Origin of the sequence: Pseudomonas sp. PDM09, from assembly GCF_014852305.1 — a bacterium.
GTDB lineage: Bacteria > Pseudomonadota > Gammaproteobacteria > Pseudomonadales > Pseudomonadaceae > Aquipseudomonas.
The window spans coordinates 297,333-322,083 of the sequence record NZ_JACVBI010000004.1 but is presented as its reverse complement, the minus strand read 5'-3'; the positions used below and the strand labels follow the sequence as shown (position 1 = coordinate 322,083).

At 55.4% G+C, this 24,751-nt stretch carries 27 protein-coding genes, 1 tRNA gene and 3 pseudogenes; 15 read left to right on the top strand and 16 right to left on the bottom strand.

Features of this window, described 5'->3' with window-relative positions; all coding sequences use genetic code 11:
- The first annotated feature begins 10 nt into the window (after window positions 1–10).
- The 7 genes and pseudogenes from atzF to IB250_RS12780 all read left to right on the top strand — a co-directional run.
- Complete coding sequence (atzF, locus tag IB250_RS12810) at window positions 11–1,789, top strand: allophanate hydrolase (protein WP_192344344.1); 1,779 nt, start codon at window positions 11–13, stop codon at window positions 1,787–1,789.
- 92 nt (window positions 1,790–1,881) lie between these two features.
- Window positions 1,882–2,100 (top strand): cysteine-rich CWC family protein, encoded by a 219-nt coding sequence (locus IB250_RS12805; protein WP_032836298.1) that lies wholly within the window; start codon window positions 1,882–1,884, stop codon window positions 2,098–2,100.
- Window positions 2,101–2,145: 45 nt separating this feature from the next.
- Window positions 2,146–2,838, top strand: a complete 693-nt coding sequence (locus tag IB250_RS12800; RefSeq protein ID WP_192344343.1) for a pseudouridine synthase — start codon at window positions 2,146–2,148, stop codon at window positions 2,836–2,838.
- A 314-nt stretch (window positions 2,839–3,152) separates the two neighbouring features.
- Complete coding sequence (locus IB250_RS12795; RefSeq protein WP_123499126.1) at window positions 3,153–4,037, top strand: alpha/beta fold hydrolase; 885 nt, start codon at window positions 3,153–3,155, stop codon at window positions 4,035–4,037.
- A gap of 180 nt (window positions 4,038–4,217) precedes the next feature.
- Window positions 4,218–4,291 (top strand) — tRNA-Gly (locus IB250_RS12790).
- A gap of 145 nt (window positions 4,292–4,436) precedes the next feature.
- Window positions 4,437–4,664 (top strand): annotated as a pseudogene (locus IB250_RS12785) (Arm DNA-binding domain-containing protein); the annotation flags it as partial.
- Window positions 4,665–4,773: 109 nt separating this feature from the next.
- Window positions 4,774–5,141, top strand: a pseudogene (locus tag IB250_RS12780) (transposase); the annotation flags it as partial.
- A 151-nt stretch (window positions 5,142–5,292) separates the two neighbouring features.
- On the opposite strand, the gene IB250_RS12775 reads toward IB250_RS12780, so the two are convergent.
- Window positions 5,293–6,525 carry a multidrug effflux MFS transporter gene (locus IB250_RS12775; protein ID WP_192344341.1) on the bottom strand — a complete coding sequence of 411 codons (1,233 nt, stop codon included), beginning with the start codon at window positions 6,523–6,525 and terminating at the stop codon, window positions 5,293–5,295.
- A gap of 712 nt (window positions 6,526–7,237) precedes the next feature.
- Complete coding sequence (locus tag IB250_RS12770) at window positions 7,238–7,657, bottom strand: DUF1330 domain-containing protein (RefSeq protein WP_192344340.1); 420 nt, start codon at window positions 7,655–7,657, stop codon at window positions 7,238–7,240.
- A gap of 106 nt (window positions 7,658–7,763) precedes the next feature.
- On the opposite strand from IB250_RS12770, the gene IB250_RS12765 reads away from it, so the two are divergent.
- Together IB250_RS12765 and IB250_RS12760 are read left to right on the top strand one after the other, a co-directional pair.
- Window positions 7,764–8,639: a LysR family transcriptional regulator gene (locus IB250_RS12765; RefSeq protein WP_192344339.1), complete on the top strand. Its 876-nt coding sequence runs from the start codon at window positions 7,764–7,766 to the stop codon at window positions 8,637–8,639.
- Between the two features lie 417 nt (window positions 8,640–9,056).
- Window positions 9,057–9,617 (top strand): magnesium transporter, encoded by a 561-nt coding sequence (locus IB250_RS12760; protein WP_192344338.1) that lies wholly within the window; start codon window positions 9,057–9,059, stop codon window positions 9,615–9,617.
- A gap of 30 nt (window positions 9,618–9,647) precedes the next feature.
- Here the strand turns inward: IB250_RS12760 and IB250_RS12755 are convergent, their stop codons facing one another.
- From IB250_RS12755 to IB250_RS12735, 5 genes are read right to left on the bottom strand one after another with little or no spacing between them, the layout of a single operon-like run.
- The gene (locus IB250_RS12755) at window positions 9,648–9,965 is read right to left on the bottom strand and encodes a cytochrome C oxidase subunit IV family protein (RefSeq protein ID WP_123499130.1); all 318 of its coding nucleotides are present in this window, start codon (window positions 9,963–9,965) and stop codon (window positions 9,648–9,650) included.
- Window positions 9,966–9,978: 13 nt separating this feature from the next.
- Window positions 9,979–10,692 (bottom strand): heme-copper oxidase subunit III family protein, encoded by a 714-nt coding sequence (locus IB250_RS12750; protein WP_192344337.1) that lies wholly within the window; start codon window positions 10,690–10,692, stop codon window positions 9,979–9,981.
- A gap of 6 nt (window positions 10,693–10,698) precedes the next feature.
- Window positions 10,699–11,388 (bottom strand): cytochrome c oxidase subunit 3, encoded by a 690-nt coding sequence (locus IB250_RS12745; RefSeq protein ID WP_192344336.1) that lies wholly within the window; start codon window positions 11,386–11,388, stop codon window positions 10,699–10,701.
- Complete coding sequence (gene ctaD, locus IB250_RS12740; RefSeq protein ID WP_192344448.1) at window positions 11,385–13,160, bottom strand: cytochrome c oxidase subunit I; 1,776 nt, start codon at window positions 13,158–13,160, stop codon at window positions 11,385–11,387. The genes IB250_RS12745 and ctaD overlap by 4 nt, the downstream gene beginning before the upstream one ends.
- A gap of 50 nt (window positions 13,161–13,210) precedes the next feature.
- Entirely contained in the window at window positions 13,211–14,677 is a 1,467-nt protein-coding gene (locus IB250_RS12735; RefSeq protein WP_192344335.1) for a cytochrome c oxidase subunit II, read from the bottom strand.
- Window positions 14,678–15,018: 341 nt separating this feature from the next.
- Here IB250_RS12735 and IB250_RS12730 point away from each other — a divergent pair, with 341 nt between their 5' ends.
- The 3 genes from IB250_RS12730 to IB250_RS12720 all read left to right on the top strand — a co-directional run bounded on the left by IB250_RS12730 (window position 15,019) and on the right by IB250_RS12720 (window position 16,345).
- The gene (locus IB250_RS12730; RefSeq protein ID WP_192344334.1) at window positions 15,019–15,354 is read left to right on the top strand and encodes a hypothetical protein; all 336 of its coding nucleotides are present in this window, start codon (window positions 15,019–15,021) and stop codon (window positions 15,352–15,354) included.
- Window positions 15,355–15,721: 367 nt separating this feature from the next.
- Window positions 15,722–15,901 (top strand): type II toxin-antitoxin system HicA family toxin, encoded by a 180-nt coding sequence (locus IB250_RS12725; protein ID WP_048394018.1) that lies wholly within the window; start codon window positions 15,722–15,724, stop codon window positions 15,899–15,901.
- 36 nt (window positions 15,902–15,937) lie between these two features.
- Window positions 15,938–16,345 carry a type II toxin-antitoxin system HicB family antitoxin gene (locus IB250_RS12720; protein ID WP_008074516.1) on the top strand — a complete coding sequence of 136 codons (408 nt, stop codon included), beginning with the start codon at window positions 15,938–15,940 and terminating at the stop codon, window positions 16,343–16,345.
- A gap of 56 nt (window positions 16,346–16,401) precedes the next feature.
- Here the strand turns inward: IB250_RS12720 and tam are convergent, their stop codons facing one another.
- The gene (gene tam, locus IB250_RS12715) at window positions 16,402–17,172 is read right to left on the bottom strand and encodes a trans-aconitate 2-methyltransferase (protein WP_192344333.1); all 771 of its coding nucleotides are present in this window, start codon (window positions 17,170–17,172) and stop codon (window positions 16,402–16,404) included.
- Between the two features lie 386 nt (window positions 17,173–17,558).
- Between tam and IB250_RS12710 the strand changes: the two genes are divergently transcribed.
- Together IB250_RS12710 and IB250_RS12705 are read left to right on the top strand one after the other, a co-directional pair.
- The gene (locus tag IB250_RS12710; protein ID WP_095630996.1) at window positions 17,559–18,062 is read left to right on the top strand and encodes an inclusion body family protein; all 504 of its coding nucleotides are present in this window, start codon (window positions 17,559–17,561) and stop codon (window positions 18,060–18,062) included.
- Window positions 18,063–18,186: 124 nt separating this feature from the next.
- Window positions 18,187–18,720 carry an AidA/PixA family protein gene (locus IB250_RS12705; RefSeq protein ID WP_192344447.1) on the top strand — a complete coding sequence of 178 codons (534 nt, stop codon included), beginning with the start codon at window positions 18,187–18,189 and terminating at the stop codon, window positions 18,718–18,720.
- A 184-nt stretch (window positions 18,721–18,904) separates the two neighbouring features.
- Here the strand turns inward: IB250_RS12705 and IB250_RS12700 are convergent, their stop codons facing one another.
- Window positions 18,905–19,051, bottom strand: coding sequence for a hypothetical protein (locus IB250_RS12700; protein WP_192344332.1), 147 nt, complete (start codon window positions 19,049–19,051; stop codon window positions 18,905–18,907).
- Window positions 19,052–19,240: 189 nt separating this feature from the next.
- Between IB250_RS12700 and IB250_RS12695 the strand changes: the two genes are divergently transcribed.
- Complete coding sequence (locus IB250_RS12695) at window positions 19,241–19,639, top strand: low affinity iron permease family protein (RefSeq protein WP_192344331.1); 399 nt, start codon at window positions 19,241–19,243, stop codon at window positions 19,637–19,639.
- Window positions 19,640–19,695: 56 nt separating this feature from the next.
- Here IB250_RS12695 and IB250_RS12690 read toward each other — a convergent pair whose 3' ends face one another.
- The 7 genes and pseudogenes from IB250_RS12690 to yiaY all read right to left on the bottom strand — a co-directional run bounded on the left by IB250_RS12690 (window position 19,696) and on the right by yiaY (window position 24,620).
- A complete protein-coding gene (locus tag IB250_RS12690) occupies window positions 19,696–20,199 on the bottom strand; it encodes a DUF4142 domain-containing protein (protein WP_123499151.1) in 504 nt (167 codons plus the stop codon).
- 73 nt (window positions 20,200–20,272) lie between these two features.
- Window positions 20,273–20,428, bottom strand: a complete 156-nt coding sequence (locus IB250_RS28925; RefSeq protein WP_008014777.1) for a KGG domain-containing protein — start codon at window positions 20,426–20,428, stop codon at window positions 20,273–20,275.
- Window positions 20,429–20,545: 117 nt separating this feature from the next.
- The gene (locus IB250_RS12680; RefSeq protein WP_192344330.1) at window positions 20,546–21,895 is read right to left on the bottom strand and encodes a diguanylate cyclase domain-containing protein; all 1,350 of its coding nucleotides are present in this window, start codon (window positions 21,893–21,895) and stop codon (window positions 20,546–20,548) included.
- Between the two features lie 102 nt (window positions 21,896–21,997).
- Window positions 21,998–22,636: a LysE family translocator gene (locus IB250_RS12675; RefSeq protein WP_007903290.1), complete on the bottom strand. Its 639-nt coding sequence runs from the start codon at window positions 22,634–22,636 to the stop codon at window positions 21,998–22,000.
- Window positions 22,637–22,700: 64 nt separating this feature from the next.
- The gene (gene fos / locus IB250_RS12670) at window positions 22,701–23,117 is read right to left on the bottom strand and encodes a fosfomycin resistance glutathione transferase (RefSeq protein WP_192344329.1); all 417 of its coding nucleotides are present in this window, start codon (window positions 23,115–23,117) and stop codon (window positions 22,701–22,703) included.
- Between the two features lie 214 nt (window positions 23,118–23,331).
- Window positions 23,332–23,460, bottom strand: a pseudogene (locus tag IB250_RS12665) (LysR family transcriptional regulator); the annotation flags it as partial.
- A gap of 11 nt (window positions 23,461–23,471) precedes the next feature.
- On the bottom strand, window positions 23,472–24,620 hold the full coding sequence (gene yiaY / locus IB250_RS12660; protein ID WP_192344328.1) for an L-threonine dehydrogenase: 1,149 nt from the start codon (window positions 24,618–24,620) through the stop codon (window positions 23,472–23,474).
- Window positions 24,621–24,751: the final 131 nt, after the last annotated feature.

Sequence of the window (24,751 nt, the reverse complement as noted above, 5' to 3'; positions counted from 1 at the left end):
GATTAACGCCATGAACATCAATCTGCAACTCGACGCCCTGCGCAACGCTTACCGTGACGGCAGCACCACGCCTCGGCAACTGCTGTTGAACCTGCGGGAAAAAGCCGCGGCACTGAACCCGGACTATCACCTGTTCATCCATTTGCTCAGCGCCCTGGAACTGGAACCGTACCTCGCCGCACTCGACGGTCGTGACCCCGGCAGCCTGCCGCTGTACGGCGTGCCGTTCGCAATCAAGGACAACATCGACCTGGCGGGCATTCCCACCACGGCAGCGTGCCCGGCGTTTGCTTATGTGCCGGAACGTTCGGCAACCATCGTCGAGCAACTGCTGGCACTGGGTGCGATTCCGTTGGGCAAGACCAATCTCGACCAGTTCGCCACTGGCCTCAATGGCAGCCGCTCGCCGTATGGCGCTTGCCCGAACAGCGTGTTGCCGGAGTATCCGTCGGGCGGCTCCAGCGCCGGGTCCTCACTGGCGGTGGCGCTCGGCGTGGCGAGTTTTTCCCTGGGCACGGACACGGCAGGTTCCGGTCGGGTGCCGGCGGCATTGAATAATCTGGTCGGTTTGAAAGCCAGCAAAGGGCTGATCTCCACGGCCGGTGTGGTTGCGGCCTGCCGAACGCTCGATTGCGTCACGACCTTCACGGCCACGGCCCGGGAAGCCAGTCAGTTGCTCGCGCTCACCGCTCATCTCGATCCACGGGACGAATACAGCCGCAGTAATCCGCTGTGGAATGACGGCTCGGCCTTCGGCACACCGCGTCCATTCCTTTTCGGCGTACCCCGTGCGCAGGATCTGGCGTTCTTCGGCTGCCCTGAAGGCCCGTTGCTCTTCGGTGACGCCATCGACCAACTCAAAGCCATGGGCGGTGAAGCGGTCGAACTGGATTTGTCGCCGTTTCTCGAAGCGGCGCGGTTGCTCTATGAAGGGCCGTGGGTGGCGGAACGTTACAGCGTGGCCGGCGAGTTGATGGAGCAACATCCTCAAGCCGTGCTGCCGGTGATTCGCGCCGTATTGGCCAAGGCGCCAGCGGTGACCGGCGTGCAAACCTTCCGTGCCCAATACCGTCTGCAGGCCTTGAAAGCGCTGTGCGACAAAGCCCTGGAAGGCCTTGATTGCGTGGTCACGCCCACCATCGGCCGCCCGGTGACACGGGCGGAGCTTGCGGCCGAACCGGTGCTGCGCAACTCGGAACTGGGCTACTACACCAACTTCATGAACCTGCTCGATTACGCCGCCGTCGCCGTGCCCAGCGGATTCATGGGCAATGGTTTGCCATGGGGCGTGACGTTGTTCGGACGGACGTTTACCGATCAGTATCTGTTGAGCGTGGCGGATGCCTTGCAACGTCAGCAAGGCTTGGCCGCGCCTGCGCCGACGAACATTGCACGCAATGATCGCGCACGGCTGGTGGTCTGCGGCGCGCACCTGGATGGGCTGGTGCTGAACTGGCAACTCCAGCTGCGTGGAGCCCGTTTGCTCGAAGCCACTCACAGTTCCCCCGACTATCGGCTGTATGCCCTGGCCGGCGGCCCACCCTATCGCCCGGGCATGGTCCGAGTGAAGGAAGGTGGCGCGGCGATTGCGGTGGAAGTGTGGGAGTTGCCGAGCAGTGAGTTGGGTTCGTTCCTGACCGCTATTCCGGCACCGCTGGGGTTGGGCAAGGTACAACTGGCGGATGGGCGTTGGGAGAGCGGGTTTATCTGTGAGCCCTATGGCTTGGAGGGGGCGGTAGATATCAGTCATTTGGGCGGGTGGCGTGCGTATCTGAACGATCGGCGTTGATTTCCTGGATCGCCGGCTTGCGCAGGAGTGCTTGCCGGCCGATCATGCGCGGTCTCGGGCCAGGCAAACCGGCCGTAATCGAATGCCCCTTCATGAATAAACCTGACCTCTGCCCAGCCTGCGGCGCCTCCAACGACTGCAGCCTGGCTGACCCGCGAACCGTCGACCGTGCCTGCTGGTGCTACGGCGTCAGCATCGATCCGGCGGTGCTCCAGGCACTGCCCGCCGAGCTGCGCGACAAGTCCTGCCTGTGCCCGGCCTGCGCCCAGGTCGAGATGCAGTTGCAAGCAGCCGCTGAGCCGATCACGTAAGATGCGCGGCGCTCTCCCACCGAATCCCCCCACCGAACCCTAGCCATGCGCGTTGACCGCTTCCTCAGCAACCTGCCCCGCTTCAACCGCAAGCAGGTACGCCTGTTGCTGGTGGAAAAACGCGTCAGGGTCGACGGAGAAGTCGTTAGCGACCCTCACGCCGAGGTACTCGAATTCAGCCGCGTGGAAGTCGACGACGAGGTGCTGCAGGCTGGCAAGCCGGCCCGCTACTTCATGCTGCACAAACCACCCGGTTGCGTCAGTGCCACCCGCGACCCGCAACACCCGACGGTGCTCGACCTGATTGGCGATCCGGACAAGGATGACCTGCACATCGCCGGGCGCCTGGATTTCAACACCACCGGCCTGATGCTGATCACCAACGATGGCACCTGGTCGCGACGCCTGACCCAACCGCAGACCAAACTGCCCAAGGTCTACTACGTCGAGACGGAGCAGGAGATCACTGCCGAATACGCGATCACCTTCGCCAAAGGGCTGTATTTCGCCTTCGAAGACCTCACCACACAACCGGCCGAACTGGTCGTACTCGGGCCAAAATCTGCGCGCCTGAGCATCGTCGAGGGCCGCTATCATCAGGTTAAACGGATGTTCGGCCACTTCGACAACAAGGTGTTGCGCCTGCACCGCGAATGCATGGGTCCGCTGGTGCTCGACGACACATTGAAGCCCGGCGAATACCGGCCGTTGAGCAGCGATGAGATCCGAATGATCTAAGCAGGCGACCGCTCAGCAGAAGCCGCTGAAAATTTTGCGAAAGATACTTGCGCGATGACGTGACCCCTGCTTGAATCAGGACGTCGGCGCGAAACGTGACCGACGAGTCACAAAACTACTCTAAGAAACTTTTTGCCGGCAGAGAACCCTCAGGTTCCGCCTTCCCCCGGCAAACTGCCCGCTTATAACAATACCCGTCGACCGGCTTTCAATGGATCGACATGGGCCTTCAAAATTCCAGGCGTATGCCTACCTGTCACAAAGCTCGTGCAATCTGATTTGCGCGCATACCCGCTTGCCAGGAGTCTTATGTCATGAGGCCAGAAATCGCTGTGCTGGATATACAGGGTCAGTATCGGGTTTACACGGAGTTCTATCGCGCAGACGCCGCAGAGAAGACCATTATTCTGGTCAACGGCTCGATGTCCACGACTGCGTCGTTTGCCCAAACCGTGAAAAACCTTTACCCAGAGTTCAATGTGGTGTGCTACGACCAGCCCTACGCGGGCAAGTCCAAGGCTCACAACCTGCATGAGAAGATGCTGACCAAGGAAATCGAAGGGCAGATCCTCCTTGAGCTGATCGACCACTTCGCCGCCGAACACGTGCTGTCGTTTTCCTTTGGTGGCGCCGCCACGCTCGTCGCCCTGGCCCAACAGCCACGGCGCATCGAAAAGGCCGTGATCAGCTCGTTCTCGCCGGTGGTCAACGCGCACATGCTCGACTACCTTGAGCGCGGTGTCGATTATCTCGGCAGCCGGGACGGTAACCGGGTCGGTGACCTGGTGAACAGCACCATCGGCAAACACCTGCCCTCGCTGTTCAAGCGCTTCAACTACCGTCACGTCAGTTCGTTGGCCGAACATGAATACGGGCAGATGCATTTTCACATCAGCGACGTGCTCAACAGCGACCGCCAGTGCTACCTGAACGCGGCGAAGAAAATCAACGTGCCGGTGCTGTTCATGAACGGCGAATGGGACGAGTACACCGCCGCCGCCGATGCAAAGCTGTTCGCCGGTCACGTGCAGCACAGCACCTTCAGCACCCTGCAGGCCACCGGGCACTTTCTCGACATGGAGCACAAAGCCGCCTGCCGAGACAGCCGCAACGCACTGCTGGGCTTTCTGAAACCGACGCAACAAGAAAGCCGACCGCGTTACCACTACGTCCAGGACCACCATGCATTGGCAATCTGAAACAGAGTCATCGCGAGCAAGCTCAGCCCTGCAGCGTTAAGCGCATTCCTGCAGGAGCGAGGCTTGCCCGCGAATGACCGCACGCGGTCGATGCTTTCGTTTCACCCGTGCTAAAGCCATCGCGCGCAAAGAAAAACTTCATTTTCACGCGCACATCTGGTACAAAGTCAGCCGCTCTGAGCGGGTGTCGTATAATGGCATTACTCCAGCTTCCCAAGCTGATAACGAGGGTTCGATTCCCTTCACCCGCTCCACTTCCTTGTTCCAGCATGTTCCCGCATATCCCGGCGAGCAGCTGAAGCCCAGACAAACCGGCCTTCTGAGCCGGTTTTTTTGTGTCCGCATGATTTCCGTTGACGCCCCACACTGAAAAAAACACATAACTCTGATGTACAAAAAATGAAGCGTGCGGACATCAAAAAACGCCCTATTTCGGATACCGCACTCGCGAGCCTAGAGCCAGAGCCCCGGGAATATCGAGAGCTTGACGGTCACGGTTTGAACTTTCGAGTGAAACCGAATGGGCAGAAAGGCTGGTTACTTCGCCATAAAAAACCAGATGGTCGATGGGGCTGGCATGGTCTGGGGGCTTACCCTGACACTCCGGCCAAAATCGCACGTTCGCGCCCTTTGCTTTCCTTGGCGACATAGGCACGCCGAGCGATGCTCGCCCGACGAACTCGTTCCTCTGGATGTGGGCAATCAAGCGATGCGGGAAATTAGTCCCCCCGGATCAATCAAGCAGTTGCTTCATGACAAGGAAACTTACGTCTACGGCGATGCGGGTTACACCGGAGTGGACAAGCGCCGGAGCACCAGGGCCACAAAATGATCTTGTCGATTGCCGCCCGCCCAAGCAGCTATAAAAAGCATGCGAAGAAAAGTTTGATCGGTCGCATGCAACGCAAGATCGAATACGCGAAAGCATAGGTGCGGGTCAAGGTTGAGCATCCGTTTCGCGTGATCAAGCGCCAGTTCGGCTATACGAAAGTACGCTTTCGTGGCTTGTCGAAAAACATTGCTCAGCAAACGACGCTACTCCCGTTGTCGAACCTGCGGATGGTGAGAAACCGGTTGCTGGGTATGAGCGAGGTGCACCTGTAATGCGGACTAATCACCCCTGGAACAGCACGATTAGAGGAAAGATCTATGAGTTAACGGCAGGAAAGGTCTGTTTTTCGACCGACTCATGATTTTTTGAACCTCAACTAGCGAAAGCATGAAAAATCGGTGGGTACTTCAGACCTTCCTTAGGTCAATTTGCTTTTGGAAGAAACTCCTTCCGTACAGCTCGCGTTTTAACATGGTAAAAATACAATAAGCATGGGAAAAAGGCACATCCGATCAAAGCAGTGGCTATCATGAACAGACCAAGATGTTGCAGATCACTACCAAGCAAAGTTACTACGTAAATAGCCAGTGACCCGCAGGCTAATTGCAGTGCTCCCATCAGACCGGATGCTGCTCCAGCGCTTTTCGGAAAGTTTGTAATGCCACCAGCATAGGATAAAGGCATCAAAAAACCATTACCTAATGTCATAATCGCCATATTTATTAAGACAGGTAACGGGGAGGTCGTGTTATACAAACTACACAGGAATAAACTGCTAGCGCCGATGGTGAATAGAACATAGCCAACTGCTATCAAATGATTGATGGAATACTTTTGGATTAAATTGCGCGAAATAAGGTTCCCGACAATATAAGAAACTGCAACGCTGATGTAACAATAACTGATTACGGCAGGCGTCATCCCCATCGCGCTAAAAATAACTGGCGAAGCGGCCAAGTAGCCAAAGTAAGCAGCATAGGCAACGCCTAAATTTACCGTGTAGGCTAAAAACAAAGTATTGATCAGCAACCCCGGATAATTTTTTATGGTTGCCAACAGCGCATGGTGCCGCTGGTATTTAGGGAAAGTTTCAGGGATTTTCGTAGCGACTAAAATCAGCGTTGCAATCCCGAGCGCAGCAGTAAATAGAAATGGCGCCCGCCAGGAAAAATGCAGGGTCAAATAACCACCAATAATTGGTGACAGCGCTGGCGAGGCGCCAACGATGGGCATAATCGTAGCAAAGACACGGCCAGCGGTTTTTTTGTCAAAGATGTCGGCGACAATCGCGCGGCCAATCACCACACCAGCACCAGCACCTAGAGCTTGCAATAGGCGGCCGATCGCGAATACCGTAACATTCTGCGCAGTCGCACAGGTAATTGATGCCGCCGTAAATAAAAACAGGCCACCAAGTACCAACGTACGACGACCATAAGCATCAGACAACGGGCCATAAATAACCTGCGCCACAGCTAAGCCAATCAAATAAATCCCAAAAGTCCGCTGTATCGCAGAAATTGGTGAATCTAATGCAATCGCAGCAACACCCATACCCGGTAGATTGATATCGGATGCAATCAAGCCACTAGCACTAAGTAATACTAGCGCCGTGAGTAAAATGCCATAAGGGATCTGAGTAGTTTGTTGACTCACCGCATTACCTCCGCATTAAGTAAAAAAGAATAATTTGTATTGCTTCCAGTAGGAGCAACTCAGATTTTTTTCAAAACCACCTCACTACATTTTTTTCTATATTTTTAGGATGTGCCATTACACATAGGCAAGGTTCCGACACGCTATCGCGCAAAGCGCTGATATAAGAATTCTCGGAAAGCCCAGTAATACCGATATCGGCTATGGTTTTAAAAGCCCCGTTCCTATATCCAATCTCAACCCAATCGACTCCACTTTTAACCATTTGCTGAATGTGTTATTGTGCATATTCAAGCGTGAAATTAAAATCATTCCGATAGCCGCCATCGCGTAACGTAACATCCAAATTCTGTATTTCAGCTTTCATATATATCCATATATAACTTCAAGACTCATTCAGCTCTAATAGTTAAAAGCAACTATACCATCAAGGGAGAATAAAAATTCAAGCGCAGCATCTTCCACTTGAAATCAAAATCTATTTCAAGGCTTTATAGGCGTTTCTGCTGTCGCGAGTGCGTAGTCATAAACTATGATTTATTCATTCCACATCTGGGAACTTTATAAGTTTAAACATTAGTTGTATTTCGCTCACAATCTGCCCGATCCGTCGAATCAATTGAATTACCACTACAGGTATCTCGCTGGCAAGCCAGCGGTGACGGTCTTTGACCTACCCCTAAAATCGAAGTGTAATCGAGTTGCGCATACTTTAACGCCCACGCATCAGGACAACTTCGCTCACTCCAGCCTTGTTTCGAATAGCCGTCGCGCGCGTATAAGCGGAGGACTTGTACCATTCCTCCGCAATATCCAAGGACGGAAACTCAATAATCGCAGCTCTATCCAAGGACGCAACGCCCTCAATTTGGCGCATATCATTTCGACTAACCGCAGATATCACGCGACCTTGATATGGCTTTAGAGACGGAAGGACTAAGGATGCGTACTCCGTATACGCATCTGGATTGCTTACCTGAATAAAGAACACCGCATATCCAGGCTTGTTGGGGCTGGCCATTTCGGGTTGCGTCTGTCCCGACGCAATGTTAGCCGCGAGAGATGTCAAAGTGACAAACGCTAGAACTCCGCTGGCGATCATGCGACGGGGGCTCGACTTAGTCATTTTCATACTGACGTTCCTTTTCTGTTCAGTTGCAATCAACAGTCAGCATTGCAGAAAACGGTGATACAATCTAAGACTGATATGGACACATTTAAGACCATCCGAGCATCATATGGATTTTAAGTTACTTCGCGCCTTTGTCGTTGTTGCTGAGACCGAAAATGTCGGTCAGGCGGCTGAACGATTGCACATCTCACAGTCGCCGCTTAGTCGTCAGATTATGCAACTTGAAGCGCAACTTGGCCTCACCCTATTCGAACGATCACGCCAACGGGTCAGGCTGACAGACGAAGGTCGATTATTTCTTCTTGATGCACAAAATCTGTTGTCGCAAGCAGAGCGCGTCAAAGCTCACGCCCGTCGTCTCGCTCAGGGAGAATCCGGCACTCTTGCAGTCGGCTACGTCGAGGCCGTCATGCACGCTGAAGTTTTACCTCAAGCCCTCCGGCACCTGAGGGCGCAACGACCAATGTCTAACGTCACGCTTCATGCACTATCTTCCGCCGCACAGATCGAGGCCTTATACCGCCGAGTGATTGATGTAGGAATGCTTTATTCGCCACCCCATGATCCGGATATTCAGGTAGTAGAAGTCATGAGTGAGCCCGTGGTCCTTGCATTGGCGTCGGATCATCCATTGGCAGGTCAGCCCGATATTCGAGCTGATGATCTCGACAGTCTGCACTGGATCGCTCTAGCAGAAGCTCGGAATCCCGATGCCCGACGGCGCTTTATTGAAAACTGCCGATCCTCCGGCTTTGTACCGGACATCCAAATGGAGGCAGATGACCTACTAACCGCGCTCCGTCTTGTTGGCGCAGGGCTTGGAGTGACACTCGTTCAATCCAGCCTACGCGATGCTCTTCCAGGGCGGCTGACTTTCCGTGATCTCCCTTGGTTCCCCTCAGCGGTCAAGGTATACGCAATGTGGCGTAAAGACGATCCGAGACCACTCGTTGGAGCCTTCAAGAAGAGCCTTTCTGCATAGAGTGAGAGCCTGGGAGAGCAACGGAGTCACCCAGTTCCTGCGTTTTTTTGCACACCCACCTGTACACCGGAATATAAAAACACCCCAAACATCCCGTATTTTATGAATACTTCTGTTCCCTTCACCCGCTCCAATCGAATTTTTGTCTCACGTCAGTTTTTGACGGGGATGCAGGAACAGAAAAAACCGGCCTCGATGGCCGTTTTTTTTGTGTCTGGGGGTTTAGGGGCTTGCGCCAAGTCCTGCTGCCTCTCAGATCTTGACGTTGCCCGCCCCGCATGCTAGCGAATGCTATACTTCCTACGAATTGCATGAAGCGTACAACGTTCCCCACGGGTACAGATACCGACTGCAAATCTCAGTTAGCGGCTGCAGGACACAGGAGGTCTACAGCCAACACGAGATGGGAGGTGTGGCATGAATCGGCACTATTACATCAGTGACAATCTCGACGATCTCGAGGCCGTTGAAAATGAACTGGAAGCCAACGGCATCAATACCGAACAAATTCATGTGCTCAGTGAACAAGTTGCTGATGTTGAAGAACATCATCTCCACGAGGTTAACTCGTTAATGAAACAGGATGTTGTTCACTCTGGCGAGATTGGTGCTGTGGTCGGTTTACCACTCGCAGCGCTGATCCTTGGCGGCGCCTATTGGATGGGCTGGACCGACTCCGCCGCAGGGTGGGTGCCTTTTATCTTCCTGGCCATCGTTATATTTGGCTTCTGCATCTGGGAAGGCGGTTTTTTTGGTATCCAGGTGCCGAATGCTCACTTCCGCAATTTTAAACAGATGGTAGAAGAGGGAAAACATATCTTCTTCGTGGATGTTGAACCGAATCAGGAACCGATATTGGACCAGGTAATCGAACATCATCCAAAGCTGACGGTCGCCGGCACGGGAACGGCAGCCCCCCACTGGACAGTGGCCTGGCAGCACAAATGGCATCAGTTCAAGCGAGTGATATCGGGTTAGCCCTAGAGACTCAAGGCCACCGGAAGCCGCTTATTGGCCGAAGGAAATGACCCGGCTGAGGAAAACATAGTCTGCCTCGGTGGCCATCAGTCCGACGAGCACCAGTAAACATAAAGGTGGCAACAGTATGGCGTAGACCATGGCCAACCGCTCCCAGGCCATATGCATGAAGATGGAGACAATCAAACCTGCCTTCAACAACATGAAAGTGATAATCAGGGACCACCGAAGGTAGCCATGGAAGTGGAAATAGTCGACAAGGTACGACAGCGTGCTGAGGACGAATAACAGCCCCCAGATTTTAAGATACAAACTGATTGGATGTTGCTGACCCTGAGCATGTGCCATCACCCGTGCTCCTCTACCATAAATAGAAGAAAGCAAAAATAAACACCCACACCAAATCCACGAAGTGCCAGTAGAGCCCGGCTATCTCGACGTTCTGATAGTTTCCAGAGCGCTCATAATCTCCCCGCAGTACTTTCATCGCCACAATGCTGAGGTAGATGGCGCCGATTGACACATGCAGTCCGTGGAAACCGGTAATCATGAAAAAGCTGGCACCAAATTGCGCCGCTCCCATGGGGTTTCCCCAGGGACGCACCCCTTCTGCGATGAGCTTGCTCCATTCAAATGCCTGCATGCCGACGAAGGTCACACCCAAGGCAGCGGTCGCCAACATCAGGGCAGTGGTTTTCGCGCGGTCACGGCGATAGGCGAAATTAACGGCCATGGCCATAGTGCCGCTGCTGCTGATCAGCACAAAAGTCATGATCGCGATCAGAATAAGCGGGATTTCTCTACCGCCGATCGTCAATGCGAACACTTCACTGGGGTTCGGCCAGGCGGTGGTGATGGTCATGCGTACCGACATGTAGCCGGTTAAAAAACAGGTAAATATAAAAGTATCGCTGAGCAGGAATATCCACATCATCGCCTTGCCCCAAGGGACCTGCTTGAAGACCTCTCTATCCGAGGCCCAGTCGCTGGCGATGCCCTGCCATCCCGGTGCAGGCGGTGAGTCTGGTGGATTGGATGAACTGGATTCGCCTGGGGCAAGTGGATGCGATGCCATGGCTTTTCACCTCAGGCCGCAGAATCTGGCGATGGCTTCATAGGTTTGCGGCGTGCTGGCCAGCAAAGCGAATAGCACGAACCAAAGACCCAGTAAGTAGTGCCAATAGGTGGTACAGAGCTCTACGCTGACGCGCAGTTGCGCCAACGGCACGCGACGCAGGAATTTAGCGACGATTATGCCCCAGGCTATCAGCCCGCCCAGCAGGTGGAGCCCATGCAGACCGGTCAACAGGTAGAAGAAACTGTTGGCCGGATTGCTGGCGACAAAATAACCCCAGGCGACAAACTGCTGCCAGACCCAGAGTTGCCCCACCAGAAAGGCAATGGCAAATACGCCCCCCAATGCAAAACCAATGATCGTAGCGTCCAGCCGAGCCTGCCGGGCGGCCATACGCGACCACTGCAGTGCAATGCAGCTGAATACCAGAAAAGCCGAATTCAGCCATAGCTGCCAGAGATTGGCTAACGGCGCCAAGGGGTCTGTCAGGGGGAGCCAGTCGGCCATTTGTGAACGGGCAATAAAGGCGAGCAGGAAGAGAAAGAATAACGAACTCACCACGACCAGAAACAAACGCAGGCCCGTTCTTGCGATTTGGCTTCTATCAGCCTCGGTGGCCTGAATACCCCCAGGGTCGCGACTCCAACTGCCGCCGGGGTCAGCGCCGTCGGCGTTTCTCAATAGCAGCCTTTTCATGTTTTAACGTCCGCTGTCTTGGTTCCGGCACTCAGTTGCCGCATCTGCTCCAGCTCCTCGGCGGAGACCGTTTGCGGAACGAAATCCTGTTCTATCCCCGGCACACTGTAGTCATAGGCCCAGCGATGCACGATCGGCAGCTTCGCTCCCCAGTTACCGTGTATCGGCGGGGTGTTCGGCGTTTGCCATTCCAGACTGGCCGCACCCCAGGGATTACCGCCTGCGGGCTTGCCCTTGAATGCACTCCAGGCCAGATTGAACAGAAACAGCAACTGGGAAACGCCGACGGTCAATGCGATCACCGTAATGAAGGCATTCAACTCTTGCGCCGACTGCGGGATGAACGCGTAGTTTTCATAGGCGTAGTAGCGGCGAGGCATGCCCTGGAAACCGAGGTAGTGCATGGGGAAGAAGATGGCGTAGGTGCCCAGAAAGGTAATCCAGAAATGCAGCTTGCCCAGGGTGTCGTTCAACATGCGCCCGGTGACTTTCGGGAACCAATGATAAATGCCGCCGAACACCACCAGTACCGGTGCGACCCCCATGACCATATGAAAATGGGCAACGACGAAATAGGTGTCCGAGAGCGGAATATCCACGATCACATTGCCGAGAAACAACCCGGTCAGACCGCCGACCAGGAAGGTGACGATAAAGGCCAGGGCAAACAGCATCGGCACGGTCAGATGAATGTCGCCGCGCCACAGGGTCAGCACCCAGTTGTAGACTTTCAGTGCGGTCGGCACCGCGATGATCAAGGTGGTGACGGCGAAGAAAAAGCCAAAATACGGGTTCATTCCGCTGACATACATATGGTGCGCCCAGACCACAAAGCTGAGTACGCCAATCGCAATAATGGCCCACACCATCATCCGGTAGCCGAAGATATTTTTCCTCGCATGCGTGCTGATCAAGTCGGAGACCAGACCAAACGCAGGGAGAGCCACGATGTAGACTTCCGGGTGGCCGAAGAACCAGAACAGGTGCTGGAATAATATCGGGCTGCCACCCTGGTGATCGATCTGCTGCCCCAGCGAGATCATCGCCGGCATAAAGAAGCTGGTGCCCAACAGCTTGTCAAACAGCATCATGACCGCACTGACGAACAACGCCGGGAAAGCCAGCAAGGCCATGATCGAGGCCATGAAGATGCCCCATACGGAGAGCGGCATGCGAAACAATGTCATGCCGTGCGTGCGCGCCTGCAACACCGTGGTGACGTAGTTCAACCCGCCCATGGTGGCTGCAACAATAAAAATCGCCAGTGAGACGAGCATCAGAACGATGCCCCACTCGACCCCAGGTGTCCCCTGAGAAATGGACTGCGGCGGATAGAGCGTCCAGCCCGAACCGGTGGGACCGCCAGGAACAAAGAAACTGGAGAGCAACACCACTACCGCTACCAGGTAGAACCAGTAACTCAGCATGTTGACATAGGGGAAGACCATGTCGCGGGCGCCCACCATCAGCGGGATCAGATAGTTACCGAAGCCACCCAGAAACAAGGCCGTCAGCAAGTAAATGACCATGATCATGCCGTGCATGGTCATGGCCTGATAGTAAGCACTGGCATCCATGAACTCCAAAGTACCGGGGAAGCCAATCTGTATGCGCATCAAGCCGGACAACACCACGGCGATAACGCCCACGAATATAGCCGTCAAGGAATATTGAATGGCTATGACCTTGTGGTCCTGACTCCAGATATATTTGGTCAGGAAGCTTTTGGGCTCGTGTAGTGCTTCTGTTTCGGCTTGCTCCGCATAGGCCATCACGTCATCCTCCTGTTCGAAGTTTCGGTGCATTCCTGGCAGCTTTACGGCTACTTCCCTGGCTCCGCCTTGCTCGCATCAGCGTCGGCATTCGCTTTGGATTTGATAAAAGCGATCAGTGCGTTCAACTCCTGATCACTCGGGGTAAAGGCCGGCATGACGGCTGCATAGCCTTTGACGATTTTGGCGCCGGGATTAAGAATCGAATCCTTTATATAACCCTCGTCGGCCTTGATACTCGTACCGTCGGCAAGGGTTACGGTCTCGCCATAGAGGCCCTGCCAGCTGGGGCCGACACCCTTGCTGCCATCGACACTGTGGCAGGCCAGACAGCCGAGCGACTCGGCCAGCCGTTGCCCCTGCGTCGCCAAGTCGTCACCTCTGTCCAGTTTTTCGCTGGCAGAAGGTTCTTGCTCCGCGGCACCCAGTGATTTGATCAGGGTGACGACAGCACCCAGTTCATCTTCAGTGAGAGTATAGGCCACCATGACTGGCGGGTAGCCTTGTACCAGTCGGGCCTTCGGATCGAGGATCGACTCTTTCAGGTAAGCCTCATCGACCAGCGCACGGGTGCCATCGGCAAACTGTTCAGTGCGGCCATACAACCCCTTCCATCCCGGGCCGAGACTGCTACTGCCATCCTGGCTATGGCAGGCACCGCAGCCGTATTTTTCGACCAACAAGCGACCTTTTTCCAGCACGCTGTCCTGACTGGGTTTGGCAGCTGTCGTTAATGTCTGCGCAAAAGTCGGTTGGCTGTTCAGCCATTGATCGAAGGCGCCCTGCTCTTCCACGATCATCTGGCCGCGCATGTTGTAATGACCTACGCCACAATATTCAGCACAAAGGATTTCATATTTCCCGGTTTTAGTTGGTGTAAACCAAAAGTACGACACCATCCCCGGCACCATGTCCATCTTGCTGCGAATTTGCGGGATATAAAAATTGTGCAGCACATCTTTAGAGCGCAGTAAAACCTTCACAGGCTGATCGAGCGGAAGGCGAACTTCATTGTTTTTTATAAGCACATCGTCCTGCCCGACAGGATCCTTGGGATCAAGGCCGAGGGGATTGGTAAAATCAACAAACTTGATATCCGATTTACCCAGCTTCCCGTCCTGGCCAGCAAAACGAAAGGCCCACTGCCACTGCTGGGCGACCACTTCAAGTTCATAAGCATTTTTCGGCACATGGATGAAATCACTGTAAACCACCAGGCCGGGCGCCAACATCGCGGCAATCCCTATCGAGGTCACGATAATCAACCATGTTTCCAGTTTTTTACTTTCTGGCTGATAGTGCGCCCTGGCACCCTCCTTGTGACGATAACGCATCACGGCTACCGCCATAAATACCGTGATAGCAATGAAAAATATTCCACTGATGATCATTGTGATAAACAGGGTGGTGTCTATAGATCCCCAGTTGGAAGCTGCCGGTGTCGCATGCCAAGGCGCTAGTATGTGGAACAACACTGATGCAATAACGATTAGTATCAAGATAATTGCTATTGCCATTTTCTGTTCATCCTATTCCTGTTGTTCACTGGTTATGCAACAGCATCGCCACTGACGTCCAAGCAGGGCAGACAAGTACCATCCATTCCGACGGTAAAGTCAGCAGGAAGTATAGTGCATGGACGGAATACGCGCTTTTTCTGAAAAATCTGCTGACCAGATATTCCAATTCGAACATTAAGTTAATCGTTTAAAGCTATTCGCTACATATAACTATGGATATCAGCATTACGTCTCTCGGGACTAAATGGGCAAGCAAGACCGGGTTGCCAGCTATACTCAATCCTGATGAGAAGAGACAAGAGCTACAGAGTCCAGCAGTCCACGACGGAGGTTTCGTCATGAGTAACCTGACAATCGAAGGCTGGTGCAAACCCAGCGGCGCCCCAAAGTCCACCCCGGTGGGGGAGATCAGCTTTGATGTCGATGGCCCCCTCCATCTGAGTCTAGAGCAAGCTGAAGAACGCCTACAGAAGACTCATGAGCCTGAAGCCATGGTTGATGTCGACATGAGCTCAATGGATTTGGTCTTGCCAGAGGGATACGGCCCCTTGTCCGACTGCCAAATGCGCGTCTACTTGCAGCACGGACGCGGTCAGTTCCATTTGGTCGGGCATCGAGCGAGCGATGGAAGCTTGATCTATACCAACGCGGTTTTGATTGATCAGCTGATTTAGAAGCTACTACTCAATCTCAGTCAGTTAAGCGAGCAACCCCTTTTCGTAGGAGCCTGGCTTGCCGGCGAAAGCGCTCTTAAGGACGCCTTCGCCGGCAAGCCTGGCTCCTACACTTCCGATTCGCCCAACTGACTGACATCCGAAGTGGCCAGTTTTTTATGCATGAAATTTGATCTCCCACGCTCTCCAGCGCCCGGCAAAACCCTGCAATACAGAAAGCCGACCTTCCCCAAGCCATCGCCAAATGCCCTCCTAGACTCATTTCATGCCGCTCTCCCATCAGTGCTCAGGATGCGTTGGTGGTTATAGTGTTGATTAGTGAATTTCAGTAGGTATAGTAACCACAAGCACACCACAGGGAGGTGATGTGAATAGCCGTTTTTTGATAAGCCAAATCGTTGCAGATGGCTGGTATCTGGTACGAATCAAGGGGAGCCATCATCATTTCAAGCATCCAACCAAGCCAGGACTGGTAACGGTTCCTCATCCGAAAAAGGATCTGCTCAAAAAAACGGCCATCAGTATTTTGCAACAGGCGCTGCTCTGACGAGTCGATGGACAGCGCCTTCAGAGGATGACGAACATGCTTTACCCAATAGCAATTTCCATGGGCGATGATGAACACGCCTGGGGCGTGGAAGTACCGGATATTCCGGGTTGTTTCTCCGCCGGCGAGGATCTGGATGACGCCATGGCCATGGCGCGCGAAGCCATCGAAGGCCATTTCGAAATATTGGCCGAAGACGGATCACCGATTCCGCCCGCCAACAAAGTGACCCTGCATGCGGCCAATCCACAGTACGCAGGGTGTACGTGGGCCGTGGTGGACATCGATGTCACCAAATACCTGGGCAAGGCCCAGAAACTCAACATCACCCTGCCCGGCTACCTGCTCAACCGCATCGATGAGTACGTCCTGCATCATCCGGAAGAGAAGAGTCGCTCCGGGTTTCTGGCCTCGGCGGCGCTCAAGGTTTTGCAGCAGGGCTGATGGCTCGAAGGTTGATAAACCAAAGGGACAAATGACCAGGCATGTCCCTTTGTAGGTCAGCGCGTCGCCACCATGAACAACCGCGGAAACGGCAACAGCACTGAACCATCGCTCAGTGCCGGATAGGCCTGCTCGATCGCTGTCAGATACTGCTTGAGATACTGCACCCGCTCCGCTTCATTCAGCGGCTCAAGGAAAGGCCGCAAACCGCTGCCCTTGAACCACTCGACCACACCCGATGCGCCGTCCGCGAGGGGATGATAGTAGGTGGTGCGCCATACATCGACGCGGGTGCAGTGGGCACGCAGCATCGAGTAGTAACCACCCGCATCCTCCATTTCCGTTCGCAGGCCTGCGGCCCTTGCCAGTTTGTCAGCCCAAGGGCCGTTCGCTGCGACCTCGCGCATCAACCTGTGCGACGGTTCGTTGAGGTTGTCGGGCATCTGAATCGCCAGGCTACCGCCGGGCGCGAGCCTGGCCACCAATGACGGCAGCAACCGGGCGTGATCGGGCAGCCACTGCAACACGGCGTTGGCGAAAATCACGTCGAACGGGCCGGTCTCGTTCCAGGCATCAATGTCTGCAGTGTCGAAACGCAGGTGAGGCAAGCGCTTGCGAGCGGCCTCGATCATATCGGGTGAACTGTCCACCCCTCGCACCGCGGCATTGGGAAAGCGCTGCACCAGCAACTCGGTGGAATTACCCGGGCCGCAACCGATGTCGATTGCCGATTGGACGTCCATTGTGGGGATGGCGGCCAGCAAGTCACGCGCCGGGCGCGTTCGCTCATCTTCAAACGCTACGTATTGTTTGGCGGACCAACTCATATCGTTCTCCTGTCGGTGCAGGTTGTAGCCAGAGGCAGACAACCGGTTCGCTACGATACATCGACCGATGTGCTCTGCCCTATCCCGACTTTTGGAGGGCGTAGGATCTGAGTGAGCCTTTTCTTATCGCAAAATCATCGAAAGTCATAACCAAAAGGACCGTTCGTCGACCGAAGGGCGAAGCGATTTTGACAGTATAAAAATGACATCTATAGTCCTACTCGCGGCCTGTTGGAAGGAACCCAACCCGTCATTTCAAGGCAAGGAGCAAGGCCAGCTCGCCCCCGTGATCGAGTGGGTTCCCCAGTAGTGTGTTCGCAACGGCCGCAAGGCAAAGCGTTGTGCCTGGTAGGTAGCCAGGTAATCACTATCAAAGGAGCTTTACTATGTCTCGAGTCACGGATGTACTTGTTTCGATCGACACCGAAACCATTCTGAAAAACTACCCGAACATCAGCAAAAACCCTGCTGCACCGACGATGATCGACGTCAACCATGTGTACATGGTGACCAATCAGAACAACGTGGTGAGTGGCCAGGCCGGTGGCGAGCTCAACCTGAAAGCACAGGTAGGCGATCTGATTCGCTGGCGTGAAACCAGCCTGTCGCTAGGCTTCGAACAAGCAGTGATTTTCTACAAGTTCGTCGGTAACGCAGGCAACGAGTTGATCTCTACGCCCACGCCACGCAAGGCTACCGCCTCCTTTGCAGTCCCTAATACCAGCAATCCGTCGGTGCCCAGCTGCCAGAAGGTCGATAACCATTACTGGTCTTCGGAAACCCTTGCTTGCGGCAGCGTGACCTATCACTTCCAGTTTCTGATCGTGAATCGCGACTGCCAGATCATCGGCTGCTGCACATGGGATCCGTTCATTACCATCCATAACTGATGCTGGGCCGGGCCCCTTGGCAACGAGGGGCCTACCGAGTTCGTTGCCGCCTCGGCTGGAACAGGATGTCTCGCTTGAACCGAAGCGGTTACCGTTTTGCGTCAACATCATGAAAGGATCCATGATGACTTCCGAACCGATTACCTCCCCGGCGAGCGCCGTGATAGCCAGTAGTGTGCTGCTGATCGTCGATGCCGAATCGCTGCTTTCCCGTTATCCACAACCCAGTCTTGAAGCGCAAAAACCGACGATGATTGAAGACGGCTTCATCTTCGCCATCAGCGGTACAGAAACAACAAAAAACACCAAAAATGACAGTAAAGTAACGCTAACAGCCAGTAACGGCCAAGTCTTCCATCTCCGCGGCAGAACCGTCAGCCTGCTGGCCGAACACAGCGTTGTCTTTCACAACATTTCGGTGAGCGATGCCGGGATCCTTTCGCCACCCAAACTGGTCGTCAACGGCGAGCAGACAGTCCCCGCGCCCGACCCGGCCAACCCGACCCAACCGGGCAGTCACAAAGCCGATGATCATTACTGGGAGTGCTCGCAATTGACCCCAGGCGTGGTGGCCTGCGAACTGAGCTTTATGCTGATCAACCAGCGCTGTGAAGTGTTGGGGTACTTCAGCTGGAAGACTGAGGTGACGCTGTTGTGAATAGATAGATACAAAAAAAACAACGCCAGTTCAGGCGCGGAACCTGTGGGAGCGGGCTTGCTCGCGAATGCGGTGTTTCAGGCGACATCAATATTGACTATGCCGCCGTCTTCGCGAGCAAGCCCGCTCCCACATGGATTCGCACTTATTTCTTGGCATGCAACGATACAGCAGCCACTCACCGCTATTTACTATCCGCCCCCTTCTCCTGCATCTGCACCGATGACTTGGTGCCATCAGTATTGTCTTTGGTCTCGTTATCCGAGTTATCGAAGCAGCCCTGCAACGCAAGCAGGCAGCAGCAAAGGTAAAACGTGCGAGCGATGTTCATGCGGGTCTCCAGTTTCACAGGCTTGAAGTAGTGACCCCATGTCGGTGGAAATGGTTGCGACTTTTTCGGCCCCGAACGATCAGCCTCTGACAGAGGGTTCACGCATCCATGCGCAGGCACTATTCAGCAGAATTTTCGTTATGCCCGTGCTGTCTGAAAATCAGGCGCATCCCTATAAGGAGCACGGCAATGAAATTCGCAAAAATTGCACAGAAACTCTCCCTGTGGGCCGGCCTGCCCCGTACATTTCTGGGGGCGATCGTTCTGATTATCCTGTGGGGTTTGAGCGGGCCGATTTTTCATTTCAACGATACCTGGCAATTGATCATCAACACCTCGACCACCATCATCACTTTCCTGATGGTGTTCCTTATCCAGAACACCCAGAACCGCGACACGGACATTTTGCACTTGAAGATCGATGAGTTATTGCGAGTAACGAAAGAAGCGCAGAACGCGATGCTGGGTCTCGAATCGCTGGATCTCAAACAGTTGGAAGAGTTGAGAAAGAAATATCGTCACCTTGGCGAGGGCGAAACGATTCCTCTGGACGGCACTGTCGTCCCGGAAACAAAGAAACAGGATTGAATGAATGTTGACCCATGCCCCGCGGGTGACCGGTGACGTCACCCGCGCCATTGGTGCTAACGACTGGCTTGCAGCTCTCTGGCCATTTGCAGGTGGTTTTGCAGTTTGGGCAAGGTTTCTTCGGCGAACGCTTTGATTTGCGGCACGTCCGTGGTCTGCGCTTGTTGTTGAAGCTGCTCGATGGTCTCTTGGGTGGTTTTCACCTGACTGGCGGCGTACGCCTGATCGAAGGACGCATCGTCCTTCACCTCCGGAATCAGGGTTTTGGCCTTGTCCATCACCTCTTCGCGTGGCGCGACCGGTAAATCGAGTTGCTTGGCAATTTTCGCCAGATGCTGGTTGGCGGTGGTGAGGTCGTTGATCACCACGATGGTGTAGTCCTTGACCTCTTTGGATTCGGTTTTCTGGTGCGCCAGGCGGCTGGCTTCGATGTCGGCCATGCCTTTGGCCGACGCTTCGTTGATGAATTCAGCAGCAGACTGGGCAAAGGCACTGTTGGCAAACAGCCCCAGTAACGTGACAAAACTGGCATTGCGTAATCGGGTGGCCATCCGGCTCATGGTCGCGCCCTCCTTCTTTGAAAATTCAAACGGGAGCTTGCGCCCCCGTCTTTTAATAAAAACCACTTCACTATTACCGGGATTTCTGACCACCTTTGCGGCCCATGCCGCCTTTCGCGGAGTCTTTATCAACGGTCGTCGTGGTGGTTTTCCCACCTTTGCGACCGGCTTCAGACGCTTTCGTTCGATCGTGGGCACTACCCGGACTTGGATTTTTGGAAGTAGGCATGGTTCTCATCCTCTTGGTGATGATCGCTGCGAGCAGCCGCCCGCATAGAATAAGAATTTCCATCCCCAAAAAGGTTTAGAAAAACTGGCAACGCTGCGACGAACGGTGACGGTTTTTTCAGGTCCCAAGACGCAGATGCTGCTGGCGCTTGGCGCTGTACATCGCCTCATCGGCATGCCTGAACAACTGATTTTCTTCTGTCCCGTGTTCGGGGTAGCGCGCAACGCCAATGCTCGGCTGGATGTTCAGGTTATGCCCGTCCAGGCGCAGGGGCTGAACCAGCACCTGACGGATCTTTCCCGCCACACGCTCGGCATCCTCTGCGGCATGGATGCTGTGCAACAACACCACAAATTCATCACCGCCGATGCGCGCCACGGTATCGGTTTCACGCACGCAGCCCTTGAGCCGATTGGCGACCGCTTGCAGCAGCATGTCGCCAACCGTATGACCGTGCGTGTCGTTGACATGCTTGAAGCGGTCGAGGTCGACGTAGAGCAAAGCCATTCGACCGGAGTCTGTTCGGGCCAGCTCCAGCGAGGCTTTGAGGCGTTCGCGCAGCAACTCGCGATTGGGCAACTGAGTCAGTTGGTCGTACTGGGCCATGCGCTGGAGGCGGGCATGCAATTGCTTGCGCTCGATAGCGGTCGCGACCTGCGCGCAAACATACTGCAGCAGCTCTTTGTCTTGCTCGGTGTAACGCTCGCCGCCCGGTACGCTTTTAACGATCAATGCGCCAATGGTGCCGTTCTTCGAACTCAATGGCACGCCCAGCCAGCAGGGCGAATCCTGGCCGGCGACCAGTGCCGCAAACCCCGGCGGCGGATTGTCCTGATCCGGAGTCAGCAGGATCGGCAAGCCGCTGCGAATCACTTCGCTGCAAAGACGTCCGGTCACAGTCCCGGGCTCCTCGGGTTGCGGTTCACGGTCGTCGACGTGATAGGGAAAATTCAGCTGCGCGCAGTGCTCGTCATACAGCGCCACGGAGAAATTCAACGCCGGGAGCCATTCGCCGATGATCAAATGGACGCGTTTGAACAGCGCCAGCAGATCTTCCGCCGCATGGGCCGCCTCGGAGATTGCGTACAGCGCCGCTTGTCGGGACTCGGCCTGTTTGCGCTCAGTGATATCGTGGGCCACGGCAATGCGCAATTGGTCGGCTTCCGACCAGCGCGCAGACCAGAGAATGTGCGCCACCCGGCCATCCTTGCGCAGGTAACGATTTTCAAAATTGAGCTTGGGTTCGCCGCCCATGATCTCCCGCGCGGCGTCGAGGGTGCGCTGTCGGTCGGCGGGATGTACCAGATCGATCATCGGCTGGCCGATCAGCTCGTCGGGGGTGTAACCGAAAATGCGCTCGCAGGCCGCGCTGACAAATACGAAGCGACCTTGTTTATCCACCGCACAGACGGCGTCCAGCAAGAGGTCGATGTAGCTCGCCAGTGGGGCGGAATTTCTGGTTTCCATAATGCCGAGAGCGTGTCCGGACAATGCAACATTGAACAACCCTCCCTGACCGGTCATACGCCCGAGCGATGACTGTACGCTGACGCTTCCCTGCGATCAGCCTCAAGCCTTGTTCGTCACCAACCCAGGCAGCGCATGCACCAAGGCATTGATGGCAAAACCGATGAACATTACCCCGCACAACCGGGTGATCGCCAGTTCATGACGCTGATACAACGTGCGCACCTGACGCGCCCCGACGATGCCTATGAGAATAGCGTAGGCCAAAAGGCCACCAACGAAGCTCAGGATGATCAACCAGGGCAACATCGACCAATGCAGCAATTCTGCACGGCTGGACAACAGCGCAGTAAAGGTCGCCACTGCCACCGGATAAGCCTTGGGATTGGTCAAACCGAACAGGATGCCGTGCCAGAATGGCTGCCGCGCCGGCCCCTGAGGCGCCTCGGCGCTGCCGCGACGAGCCCGCACCGCGCGCAGGCCCAGCCAAAACAGGTAGAGCCCGCTGAGTACGCCCAACACATCGAACGCGGTGCTGCCGATTTCCCGCGCACCGACAATCGCGATCAGCGCCGTGCTGCACCAGACCACGTCGCCCAGCAAATGCCCGCACAGAAACCCCGCTCCGGCCCGCCGCCCGCGCGCCGCGCCGATGCCGAACACCGCCAGCACACCCGGGCCCGGCGTGATGCCATAAATGAAGCCCGAGGCGAGAACGGCCATTAGCAGCGATGGAGTCATGGGAATTCCTGTTGAAACGCCGGATGAATGGACGCAAGTCTATCTCAGGCCCCCAAGCATCGACTCACTGATCGTCGAAGAACTTCATCCCCGCATACGGCCGTTGCCGACACGCCGCCAGCCGCGACGCCAGATCCCCGACATGCGCCTCAAGCTTGTGCCCGTCCGGGTCGAGAAAATAGAACGACGCACCTTCGCTGCGGTTGTCCCGCCATTCCCGCACGTTGGCCGATCGCAGGCGTTCGACGAACAACGGGAAGTCCACTGAATCGATACCGAAGGCGTAATGGGTGTAGTCAGCGGTGGCCGTAGGTTCGCGTAGCGGATCGAGAGAAAGGCACAGCCACAGACCGGGTAATGAGAGATAGGCGCCGGCATCCCACGTGGCTTCAAGCTGAAGTTGTAGCAGATCGCGATAGAACGCCACGCTGCGGTTCAGGTCGGTGACGGCGAGGGTCAGGTGGTTGAGGCCGGTTAGCATGGGTTTAGTAACCTATAGGCTGGGTCCGACCGGAGCGTACAACTTAAACGTCCTTGAGCGTATAGCCGCTGGGGGTTTGTTGGCTGTGAGTCAGTCATCGCGAGCAGGCTCGCTCCCACATTGATTGCGTCGGGCACAGGATTTGTGTCCGACGCCAACCCCTTGTGGGAGCGAGCCTGCTCGCGATGAGGCCGGCCCATCCAATAGAGAACTGTCAGGCCTGACCGCGCAATTGCTCAAACAACATCCGCCTCACCGGCGACAGGGTCGCTTCATCGCGCATCACCAGAATCAATGCGCGATCCGACCCGTCATCCGTCAGCGGTACCGCGTGCAAACCGAACCGTGCCCTGGTCAAAACGCGCTGCGGAAAATCTCCTCGATCTGCCGCTGATCCGCCTTCCGTGGATTGGTCAGTCCACAGGCGTCTTTCAAGGCGTTGCTGGCCAGCACCGGGATGTCGTTGAGCCTGGCACCGAGCTCACGTAAGCCGGCGGGGATTTCCACGTCCTTGGCCAGAGTGCGAATGGCCGCGATCGCTGCCTGAGCGCCCTCTTCAGGGCTGAACCCGCGAACGTCGGCGTCCATCGCACGAGCAACATCGGTCAGGCGCTCGGCGCAGACCAGCGCGTTGAAACTCTGCACGTGAGGTAGCAGCACCGCATTGCACACACCGTGGGGCAAGTCATAGAAACCGCCCAACTGGTGAGCCATCGCGTGAACGTAACCGAGGGACGCATTGTTGAATGCCATACCGGCCAGGAACTGCGCGTAAGCCATGTTTTCCCGCGCGATCATGTCACTGCCGTCGCGTACGGCCAGGCGCAGGTTATTGCTGATCAAGGTGATGGCTTTCAGCGCACAGGCATCGGTAATCGGATTGGCCGCGGTGGAGACGTACGCTTCGATGGCGTGGGTCAGTGCGTCCATGCCGGTGGCGGCAGTCAGGCCCTTGGGCATGGCGACCATCAGCGCCGGGTCGTTGACCGACAGCAGCGGCGTGACGTTGCGATCGACGATGGCCATTTTCACGTGACGGGATTCGTCGGTGATGATGCAAAAACGGGTCATCTCGCTGGCAGTGCCGGCGGTGGTGTTGATGGCGATCAGCGGCAGTTGCGGTTTGGTTGACTGATCGACGCCTTCGTAGTCACGAATCGTCCCACCGTTTGTGGCGCACAAGGCGATGCCCTTGGCGCAGTCGTGAGGCGAACCGCCGCCCAGCGACACCACGAAATCACAGCGACTTTCCTTGAGCAGGCCCAGACCAAGTTCGACGTTGGCAATGCTCGGATTCGGCTTGGCGCCGTCGAAGATCACCGAGTCGATGTCCTGGATCGCCAGTTTCTCGGCAATCATCGTCGCCACGCCAGCCTTGGCCAACCCGGTGTCGGTGACGATCAGCGCCTTGCGAAAACCATACTTGCGAATGGCGTCCATGGCTTCGTCGAGGCAACCGGTGCCCATGATGTTCACAGCGGGAATGAAAAACGTACTGCTCATGCGCGAGTCTCCTGGCTGAAGCCGAATCAACAGCACCGATCCGGCGGGTGCGCACAGGATCGACCCATTAGTCGTGCGGTAACTTGATCTGGCTCAAGTCCGGGTCGTGATAAAGTCGCCGTCCATCAGAC

Bases quoted from the DNA above. Each gene is read 5' to 3' on its own strand.
- IB250_RS28925 (WP_008014777.1), bottom strand. From the start codon at position 20,428: ATGCCTACTTCCAAAAATCCAAGTCCGGGTAGTGCCCACGATCGAACG.
- IB250_RS12750 (WP_192344337.1), bottom strand. From the start codon at position 10,692: ATGGCATCGCATCCACTTGCCCCAGGCGAATCCAGTTCATCCAATCCA.
- IB250_RS12690 (WP_123499151.1), bottom strand. From the start codon at position 20,199: ATGAGCCGGATGGCCACCCGATTACGCAATGCCAGTTTTGTCACGTTA.
- IB250_RS12770 (WP_192344340.1), bottom strand. From the start codon at position 7,657: ATGAAAATGACTAAGTCGAGCCCCCGTCGCATGATCGCCAGCGGAGTT.
- IB250_RS12695 (WP_192344331.1), top strand. From the start codon at position 19,241: ATGAAATTCGCAAAAATTGCACAGAAACTCTCCCTGTGGGCCGGCCTG.
- IB250_RS12805 (WP_032836298.1), top strand. From the start codon at position 1,882: ATGAATAAACCTGACCTCTGCCCAGCCTGCGGCGCCTCCAACGACTGC.
- IB250_RS12705 (WP_192344447.1), top strand. From the start codon at position 18,187: ATGACTTCCGAACCGATTACCTCCCCGGCGAGCGCCGTGATAGCCAGT.
- IB250_RS12765 (WP_192344339.1), top strand. From the start codon at position 7,764: ATGGATTTTAAGTTACTTCGCGCCTTTGTCGTTGTTGCTGAGACCGAA.
- IB250_RS12760 (WP_192344338.1), top strand. From the start codon at position 9,057: ATGAATCGGCACTATTACATCAGTGACAATCTCGACGATCTCGAGGCC.
- IB250_RS12720 (WP_008074516.1), top strand. From the start codon at position 15,938: ATGCTTTACCCAATAGCAATTTCCATGGGCGATGATGAACACGCCTGG.
- IB250_RS12745 (WP_192344336.1), bottom strand. From the start codon at position 11,388: ATGAAAAGGCTGCTATTGAGAAACGCCGACGGCGCTGACCCCGGCGGC.
- IB250_RS12795 (WP_123499126.1), top strand. From the start codon at position 3,153: ATGAGGCCAGAAATCGCTGTGCTGGATATACAGGGTCAGTATCGGGTT.
- IB250_RS12755 (WP_123499130.1), bottom strand. From the start codon at position 9,965: ATGGCACATGCTCAGGGTCAGCAACATCCAATCAGTTTGTATCTTAAA.
- IB250_RS12800 (WP_192344343.1), top strand. From the start codon at position 2,146: ATGCGCGTTGACCGCTTCCTCAGCAACCTGCCCCGCTTCAACCGCAAG.
- atzF (WP_192344344.1), top strand. From the start codon at position 11: ATGAACATCAATCTGCAACTCGACGCCCTGCGCAACGCTTACCGTGAC.
- fos (WP_192344329.1), bottom strand. From the start codon at position 23,117: ATGCTAACCGGCCTCAACCACCTGACCCTCGCCGTCACCGACCTGAAC.
- IB250_RS12700 (WP_192344332.1), bottom strand. From the start codon at position 19,051: ATGAACATCGCTCGCACGTTTTACCTTTGCTGCTGCCTGCTTGCGTTG.
- IB250_RS12710 (WP_095630996.1), top strand. From the start codon at position 17,559: ATGTCTCGAGTCACGGATGTACTTGTTTCGATCGACACCGAAACCATT.
- IB250_RS12680 (WP_192344330.1), bottom strand. From the start codon at position 21,895: ATGGAAACCAGAAATTCCGCCCCACTGGCGAGCTACATCGACCTCTTG.
- tam (WP_192344333.1), bottom strand. From the start codon at position 17,172: ATGAGTTGGTCCGCCAAACAATACGTAGCGTTTGAAGATGAGCGAACG.
- ctaD (WP_192344448.1), bottom strand. From the start codon at position 13,160: ATGGCCTATGCGGAGCAAGCCGAAACAGAAGCACTACACGAGCCCAAA.
- IB250_RS12735 (WP_192344335.1), bottom strand. From the start codon at position 14,677: ATGGCAATAGCAATTATCTTGATACTAATCGTTATTGCATCAGTGTTG.
- IB250_RS12730 (WP_192344334.1), top strand. From the start codon at position 15,019: ATGAGTAACCTGACAATCGAAGGCTGGTGCAAACCCAGCGGCGCCCCA.
- yiaY (WP_192344328.1), bottom strand. From the start codon at position 24,620: ATGAGCAGTACGTTTTTCATTCCCGCTGTGAACATCATGGGCACCGGT.
- IB250_RS12675 (WP_007903290.1), bottom strand. From the start codon at position 22,636: ATGACTCCATCGCTGCTAATGGCCGTTCTCGCCTCGGGCTTCATTTAT.